Genomic DNA, 7,645 nt, shown 5'->3' with positions numbered 1-7,645 from the left:
CGGTCACCCTCGCGGCCTCGGGCAGGTTGCTCGAGACCGCTGAGGGTGTCGTGGGTGCGCTGGCCTGACGACAATCCGCGTTTCTGCGTCAGACCCGCGTTTCTGGATCAGACCCGCTCGAACACCGCAGCCAGTCCCTGACCGCCGCCGATGCACATGGTCTCGAGCCCGTATCGGGATTCGCGACGGTCCATCTCCCGCAGGAGGGTGGCGAGAATGCGTCCGCCGGTGGCACCGACGGGGTGTCCGAGGGAGATGCCGGATCCGTTGGGGTTGAGGCGTTCGTCGGTGGGGTCGAGGTCCCAGCTGCGGAGGACGGCGAGGGTCTGTGCGGCGAAGGCCTCGTTCAGTTCGATGACTCCCATGTCGGACATCGACAGTCCGAGCTGACCGAGGGCCTTCTCCGTGGCGGGCACCGGGCCGATGCCCATGGTGCGCGGCGGGACGCCGGCCACGGCCCAGGACGCCATGCGGGCGAGAGGCTTCAGCCCGAGTTCCTTCGCCTTCTCGGCGGTCGTCACGATGCACACGGCGGCGCCGTCGTTCTGCCCACTGGCGTTGCCGGCGGTGACGGTGGAGGCGGAGTCGATCTTGGAGCGGATGGCGCGGAGCTTCGACAGCGACTCCACCGTGGTGTCGGCGCGCGGGTGTTCGTCCTTGTCGACGACGAGCGGGTCCGACTTGCGTTGCGGCACCGTCACTCCGACGATCTCCTCGGCGAAGCGTCCCGATTCCTGTGCGGCGACGGCACGCTGGTGCGACTGCACGGCGAGCGCGTCCTGGTCCTCCCGGCTGATGTCGAACTCGGCGCGCAGGTTCTCGGCGGTCTCGATCATGCCGCCGGGCACGGGGAAGTTCGCGCCGCCGGCGGTGACGCGGGCGCGGGCGAGCCGGTCCGCGAGTTGCACCCCTTCGCCCTTGACGCCCCAGCGGATGTTCGGGTTGGTGTAGAACTCGGCCTGGCTCATGGATTCGGCGCCGCCGGCGAGGACGAGGTCGTTGCCGCCGGACGCCACCTGCAGCACGGCGGTGATGACGGCTTGCAGACCGGATCCGCAGCGGCGATCCACCTGCATGCCGGGGACGTCGATGCCGAGTCCGGCGTCGAGGGCCGCGATCCGGCCGATGGCCGGGGCTTCCCCGCCCGGGGACGCCTGGCCCAGGATGACGTCGTCGATCTGGCCGCCCTCGATGCCGGTGCGTTCGACGAGCGCCGTGATGACGGTGGCTGCGAGGCTCTGAGGGGTGATGTCCTTGAACACTCCGCCGAAGCGCCCGACCGGCGTTCGCAGGGGCTCGCAGATGACGACGTCACGCATGGAAAGACCTTTCATGAAGATTCCTCGGGCACTGCGTCAGCGATTGACGGTGGCGAGGTCCTGTTCGATGTCGGTTGCGGTGACCCGCAACGACGGGATGAGATCGGAATGCAGATCCTCGACGCTGTAGCGCGCGGCGGGAGTGGAGATGTTCACCGCGGCGACGGTCAGCCCGGAGGCGTTGCGGATCGGGGCGGCCATCGACCGCAGGCCTGCCTCGAGTTCCTGGTCGAGAACGCAGATTCCGTCCGCGCGGACCGCGAGAATCGCAGCCTTCAGGTCGTCGCGGGCCGTGATCGTGCGTTCGGTGAGCCGCTCGATGTCGAGCTTTTCGAGGTACGCGTCGAGTTCGTCGTCGGGCAGTCCCGCCAGCAGGACCCGGCCCATCGAGGTGGCGTACGCGGGGAGGCGGGTGCCGATGGTGATGCCCACCGTCATGATCCGGCTGACGGGCACACGGGCGACGTAGACGATGTCGGCACCGTCGAGGATCGACACCGACGACGACTCGTGGACCTTGTGGCTCAGCCTCTCGAGGTGCGGCTGCGCGACCTCCGGCAGCGACAGGCTCGACAGGTAGCTGTATCCGAGTTCGAGCACCCGCGGGGTGAGCCAGAACGCGGAACCGTCCGTGGCCACGTAGCCGAGCTCGACGAGGGTGAGCAGAAATCGGCGTGCGGTGGCGCGGGTCAGGTCGGTGGCGCGGGCGACGTCACTGAGCGTGCGCCGCTGATTCCGGTTGTCGAAGCAGCGGATCACGGCGAGGCCCCGGGCCAGCGACTGCACGTAGTCGGGGGACGGGAGGATCTTTTCCGACGGTTCGGTAGCGGTCATGTCTGCGAATTCTCCTCCGTGGCCCCGGTGTCGGTGGAGGACAGGTCGGCGAGGGCCTGTTTACCGAGTGCGAACCCGAGATTGCTGTTGGGCACTCCGGCGTAGACGGAGGTGTGGAGCAGCACCTCGCCGATGGTGTCGGCGTCGACACCCGCGCGGAGGGCGGCGCGGATGTGCATGTCGAGTTCGTGCTCGTTGCCGACCGCGGTGAGGACTGCGATCGTGAGCAGCCGCCGCAACTCGTGGTCCAGCCCGGGGCGCGACCAGATGTCGCCCCACGCGGTGCGGGTGATGAAGTCCTGGAACGGTGCCGTGAAGTCGGTGGTTCCCGCCACGGAGCGGTCCACGTGCGCGTCGCCGAGAACCGAGCGGCGCACCGACATTCCCTGCGCGTGCGCGGCGCGACGTCCGCGCGCGTACCCGCCGCCGGCGATGTGTTCGCGCAGCAGCGCCGTGACGGCGCCTGCCTGCTCGAGGTTCGCGACGTGGGCGGCGGGGGAGAGCACCTCGAACCGGGCACCGGTGATGCCGTCCGCGAGGATCTGCATGACCGACGGCGGGGTGGACGGATCCTCCTCGCCCGCGATCACCAGCGTCGGTGCGCTGATGCGGGACAGGTCGGCGGTGGAATCCCAGTCCGCGAGGGCGTCGCAGCACGCGGCGTATCCCTCGGAGGACGTCGACGCGATCATTTCGCGGTAGTGCCGGACGAATTCCGGATCGCGCTTGGCGAGCCCTTCGCTGAACCACCGGGCGACAACGGCATCCGCAAGCGACTCCGGACCGTCGGTGCGCGATGCCGCGGCGCGCTCGATCCAAGCCTGCGGTTCACCGAATTTCGCGGCGGTGCACAGCAGCGACAGCGACAGCACCCGGCGCGGAGTGTGCGCGCCGAGCCATTGGGCGATCGCCCCGCCCATGGACAGACCGACGAAGTGGGCGGCGTCGACTCCGAGCGAGTCGAGCAGGGCGAGGACGTCCTCGGACAGGTCGCGAACGGAGTACGGGCCGTCCGGGGCCGGCGACTCGCCGTGGCCGCGCTGATCGACGGCGACGACCCGGCATTCGTCGGACAGAGCCGCGATCTGCGGGTCCCACATGGACCGGTTGGAACCGAGCGATCCGAGCAGGACCACGACGGGGGCGTCCGCCGCGCCGTTTCGGGGTCCGGAGATTTCGTGTGCGAGTGCGACTGTCATCGCGTTCCTTCCCGGCCGCGGGCCACTGTCTCCAGTGCGCGGTCGACGATGTCGTGGGCGTGGCCGAGGTATCCGGCGGGGTCGAGCAGGGCGCGGATCTCGTCCGCCTGCAGGTATTCGAGGAGCCCCGGATCCTCGTCGAGAGGGTGTCCGGTCTCGCACGCGGCGGTGACGAGGTCGCGCGCGTTGTCGGTGCGGGCGGACAGGGCGCCGGTGACTCGTTCCGCGAGGAGCAGGCCGCCGGTGATGTCGAGGTTGCGGGCCATCGCATCGGGGTGAACGTTCAGTCCGCCGAGCGAGTCGGCGATGCGCGCGACGGCTCCGCCGGTGAGGCGCAGCAGGTCAGTGAGCGTTTCCCACTCGGCGTGCCAGGCACCCGCGGCGCGCTGCTGCTCGTGATCCATCGAGCCGAGGATCGTCGCGACGAGTCCCGGGGTGCGGCGTGCCGCGGCGCGGGCCGCGATCGCGGCGACCGGATTGCGCTTGTGCGGCATGGCCGACGAACCGCCGGGTGACCCTTCGCTGACCTCGCCGACCTCGGTGGACGACAGGAACACGATGTCGGTGGCGATCTTGGACACCGCGCCCGCGGCCGTTCCGAGCGCCGACGCGAGCAGTGCGATGCGGGTGCGATCGGTGTGCCAGGGCACGTCCTGACGTGCGAGCCCGAGCTCGTCGGCGAGCACGTCGGCGACGTCGAGGCCGTGCGGGTAGAGCGCAGCGGACGTGCCGGCCGCACCTCCCAGTTGCACGGGCAGGCCGTCCAGTGCGTCGAACAGCGCGCGAGAAGCCCTGTGCAACGCCGTCATCCACCCGGCGGCGAGCACGCCGAACGTGGTGGGGAGGGCCTGCTGGCCGAGTGTGCGGCCGGCGATCGGGGTGTCGCGCTGGGCCCGTGCGAGCGCCTCGGCGCAGAGCACCGCCTCGTCGAGGGACGCCAGGATGTGCGCACCCGACCGGCGGCAGAGCAGCATCAGGGCGGTGTCGAGAATGTCCTGACTCGTGGCGCCCTTGTGCACGTGGCTTCCGGGCACTCCGAGGTCGGCGGCCGCGACCTCGCCGCGGAGCAGTTTCACCAGCGGGATCACCGGATTACCCCCCGCCGCGGCCGCCTCGCCGAGGGCACCCACATTCACGGAGCCCCCGGCGACGACGCGCGCGAACACCGACGAGACGGCGTCGGCGGACGCGGCGGGGATGACGTCGCATTTCGCCTCCGCCCGGGCCAGTGCGGCCTCGACCTCGACCATCGCGGTGACCCACGCCCGGTCCGAGAGCAGTGCCGACAACTCGCCGGCACCGAACGTCGGATCGAACAGGGCACCCCGGGAAGGTTCCGGAGAGTTCACGCGCGACACCTTTCTGGGTTGTGACCGATTACAGCGCGAAGAACGGGGTTTCCCGTCCTTCTGTGTTCTGTACGTGGATCGTCAGGTGGTATCCGCGATCCGTCTTCTCCGCGATCAGCTTGGGGCGATCTGCTTCCGGGACGGCGGAGAGCACGGGGTCCGATGCGTGCGCGTCCGTGTCCTCGGGGAAGTAGAGCCGCGTGTACAGCCGCTCGAGCATGCCGCGGGCGAACAGTCCGACGTTGATGTGCGGGGCCTCGACGGCACCGTCCTCGGCGGGTAGTGCGCCCGGCTTCACGGTGTGCACCACGATCGTGCCGCTCTCGTCGGCGAACACGCGTGCCAGGCTGCGGAATCCGGCGGGGGTCGCCTCGGCGGCACCGCGGGGATCGGTCGGGCTGTCGAACCGGCCGGCTGCATCCGCCTGCCAGGTTTCGATCATCGCGTCGCCGATGGGCTGACCGGCGCCGTCGATGACATTGAAGGACACGGTGATTCGGCCCGGCGCGTCCTCGGGGACGGTGTTACCGCTGTTCTCCCAGGTGGGGTACAGGCCGATGTGGACATACGGGCCGACGGTCTGGGACGGGGTGACGCCGAACGGCACCTCGTCCTGGCTCTTGGCGAAGACCGGGTAGCGGGGGGCGTCGGGGTTCTGGGTGTCGATCATCAGTGGCCCTCGGTCTTGTTGAACGGCGTGTCCTCGAACGGGGTGGCGTCCTGACCGCGCAGGACGATGTCGAACTTGAATCCGACGGCCCAGTTGTCGCGGGTGTGGTCGTAGTCGAACGTGCTGATCATCCGCTCGCGGGCGGCTTCGGGCACGGAGTTGTAGATCGGGTCCTGGAAGAAGAACGGATCGTCCGGGAAGTACATCTGCGTGACCAGCCGCTGGGTGAACGCCTGACCGAACAGGGAGAAGTGGATGTGCGCGGGCCGCCACGCGTTGTGGTGGTTGCCCCACGGGTAGGCGCCGGGCTTGATGGTCGTGAACTCGTAGTGGCCCTGCTTGTCGGTCAGGCAGCGGGCGACACCGTTGAAGTGGGGGTCGAGCGGGGCCGGCCAGGAGTCCATCTTGTGGCGGTAGCGGCCTCCCGCGTTGGCCTGCCACACCTCGATGAGGGTGTCGGGGATAGGTTTGCCTGCACTGTCGAGGACGCGGCCGTGGACGATGATGCGCTGTCCCTGGGCCTCGCCGCCGTTGGCGTGGGTCATGTCGTTCTCACCCTTGGCGATGTCGGCGTCGCCGAAGACCGGACCGGTGATCTCGCCGAGTCGCTGCGGGACCAGGATCAGGTCGTTCTTGGGGCTGCGCAGCCGAGTCGTCTTGTACTCGGGGAACAGCAGCGGGGCATTCGCTTCGTGCCCGGCGTGGTGGTGGGCTGGCAGATGCAGCATGGAAAAAGATCCTCACGTTCTCGATGTGAACAGTCGGCCGCTATTCGCACATAGTAGTCGCGTTCTGTGATGGGGCCAACAGGCGGGGCGCAATTTGTTCGCAATGTGGATGGGTGTTCACTACTCGAACATTTTGCGGTAGCCTGGGTCACATGGTCAACAAAGTCTTCGCAACGGCGGCCGAGGCCGTTGCCGATGTCCCCGACGGAGCGTCCCTCGCGGTGGGCGGCTTCGGCCTCGTCGGTATCCCCTCGGTCCTCATCGACGCCCTCCTCGCACAGGGTGCGACCGACCTCGAGACGGTCAGCAACAACTGCGGCACCGACGGTTTCGGTCTGGGTCTGCTCCTCGAGCAGCACCGGATCCGGCGCACGATCAGCTCGTACGTCGGCGCCAACAAGGAATTCGCGCGGCAGTACCTCAGCGGAGAGCTCGAGGTCGAGCTCACTCCGCAGGGCACGCTGGCCGAGCGCATGCGCGCCGGGGGAGCGGGCATCCCCGCGTTCTACACCCCCGCCGGTGTCGGGACGCAGGTCGCCGACGGCGGTCTGCCGATCCGCTACGACGGCCAGGGCGGCATCGCGGTGGCGAGCAAGCCCAAGGAGACCCGCGAGTTCGACGGGGAGGCCTTCGTCCTCGAACGCGCCATCCGAACCGACTTCGCGCTGGTCCACGCGTGGAAGGGCGACCGCCTCGGCAACCTCGTGTACCGGGAGACGGCCCGCAACTTCAACCCGGACGCCGCCGGCGCCGGTCGCATCACCATCGCGCAGGTCGAGTACCTCGTCGAGCCCGGCGAGATCGACCCCGCCGAGGTGCACACCCCCGGCATCTTCGTCCAGCGTGTGGTCGAGGTCGGTAAGCAGGAAACGGGAATCGAGAACAGGACGGTGCGGGCATGAGCTGGACGCGTGACGAAATGGCGGCCCGGGTCGCAGCCGAGCTCGAGGACGGACAGTACGTCAACCTCGGCATCGGCATGCCGACCCTGATCCCCGGTCACATCCCGGCCGGCAAGGACGTCATCCTGCACTCGGAGAACGGCATCCTCGGGGTCGGGCCGTACCCGACCGACGACGAGGTCGATCCCGAGCTGATCAACGCGGGCAAGGAGACCATCACCGTGGTCCCCGGCGGCGCGTTCTTCTCTTCCTCCGATTCCTTCTCGATGATCCGCGGCGGCAGCGTCGACGTGGCCGTTCTCGGCGCCATGCAGGTCAGCAGCCACGGCGACCTGTCCAACTGGATGGTCCCGGGCGCGATGGTCAAGGGCATGGGCGGCGCGATGGATCTCGTCCACGGCGCGGGCAAGGTCATCGTGATGATGGATCACGTCACCAAGAAGGGTGAGCACAAGATCCTCGAGGAGTGCACGCTGCCGTACACCGGCAAGCGCTGCGTGCAGAAGATCGTCACCGATCTCGCCGTCATCGACGTCACCCCCGACGGTCTGCGGCTCGTCGAGACCGCTCCCGGCCACAGCGTCGAGGACGTCCAGGCGGCCACCGGCGCGAAGCTCCTCGTCGACGCCACCGTCTAGAACGGC

General features: G+C 68.9%; 8 protein-coding genes. 2 read left to right on the top strand and 6 right to left on the bottom strand.

Annotation, left to right across the window (positions count from 1 at the left end):
* Positions 1–107 precede the first annotated feature (107 nt).
* Genes AZG88_RS08695 through pcaH form a run of 6 tightly spaced genes read right to left on the bottom strand, consistent with a single transcriptional unit; the run spans position 108 to position 6,099 of the window.
* Positions 108–1,319, bottom strand: a complete 1,212-nt coding sequence (locus AZG88_RS08695; RefSeq protein WP_005248121.1) for an acetyl-CoA C-acetyltransferase — start codon at positions 1,317–1,319, stop codon at positions 108–110.
* A 36-nt stretch (positions 1,320–1,355) separates the two neighbouring features.
* Entirely contained in the window at positions 1,356–2,153 is a 798-nt protein-coding gene (locus AZG88_RS08690) for an IclR family transcriptional regulator (protein WP_061697455.1), read from the bottom strand.
* On the bottom strand, positions 2,150–3,352 hold the full coding sequence (gene pcaDC / locus AZG88_RS08685) for a bifunctional 3-oxoadipate enol-lactonase/4-carboxymuconolactone decarboxylase PcaDC (RefSeq protein WP_061697454.1): 1,203 nt from the start codon (positions 3,350–3,352) through the stop codon (positions 2,150–2,152). The genes AZG88_RS08690 and pcaDC overlap by 4 nt, the downstream gene beginning before the upstream one ends.
* Positions 3,349–4,701, bottom strand: coding sequence for a 3-carboxy-cis,cis-muconate cycloisomerase (gene pcaB / locus AZG88_RS08680; protein WP_005248116.1), 1,353 nt, complete (start codon positions 4,699–4,701; stop codon positions 3,349–3,351). Before pcaB ends, pcaDC begins: the two co-directional genes overlap by 4 nt.
* A 28-nt stretch (positions 4,702–4,729) precedes the next feature.
* The gene (pcaG, locus tag AZG88_RS08675; RefSeq protein WP_005248114.1) at positions 4,730–5,371 is read right to left on the bottom strand and encodes a protocatechuate 3,4-dioxygenase subunit alpha; all 642 of its coding nucleotides are present in this window, start codon (positions 5,369–5,371) and stop codon (positions 4,730–4,732) included.
* Positions 5,371–6,099 (bottom strand): protocatechuate 3,4-dioxygenase subunit beta, encoded by a 729-nt coding sequence (gene pcaH, locus AZG88_RS08670; protein ID WP_061697453.1) that lies wholly within the window; start codon positions 6,097–6,099, stop codon positions 5,371–5,373. Before pcaH ends, pcaG begins: the two co-directional genes overlap by 1 nt.
* A gap of 152 nt (positions 6,100–6,251) precedes the next feature.
* Between pcaH and AZG88_RS08665 the strand changes: the two genes are divergently transcribed.
* Both AZG88_RS08665 and AZG88_RS08660 read left to right on the top strand, forming a co-directional pair.
* A complete protein-coding gene (locus tag AZG88_RS08665) occupies positions 6,252–7,001 on the top strand; it encodes a CoA transferase subunit A (RefSeq protein ID WP_005248111.1) in 750 nt (249 codons plus the stop codon).
* Positions 6,998–7,639, top strand: a complete 642-nt coding sequence (locus AZG88_RS08660) for a 3-oxoacid CoA-transferase subunit B (protein ID WP_005570063.1) — start codon at positions 6,998–7,000, stop codon at positions 7,637–7,639. Before AZG88_RS08665 ends, AZG88_RS08660 begins: the two co-directional genes overlap by 4 nt.
* Positions 7,640–7,645 lie beyond the last annotated feature (6 nt).

The sequence above is a fragment of the Rhodococcus sp. LB1 genome (assembly GCF_001583455.1).
Classification (GTDB): domain Bacteria; phylum Actinomycetota; class Actinomycetes; order Mycobacteriales; family Mycobacteriaceae; genus Rhodococcus_F; species Rhodococcus_F opacus.
Note: the sequence above shows the minus strand (reverse complement) of the source record. Positions and strands in the feature narration are given on the sequence as shown.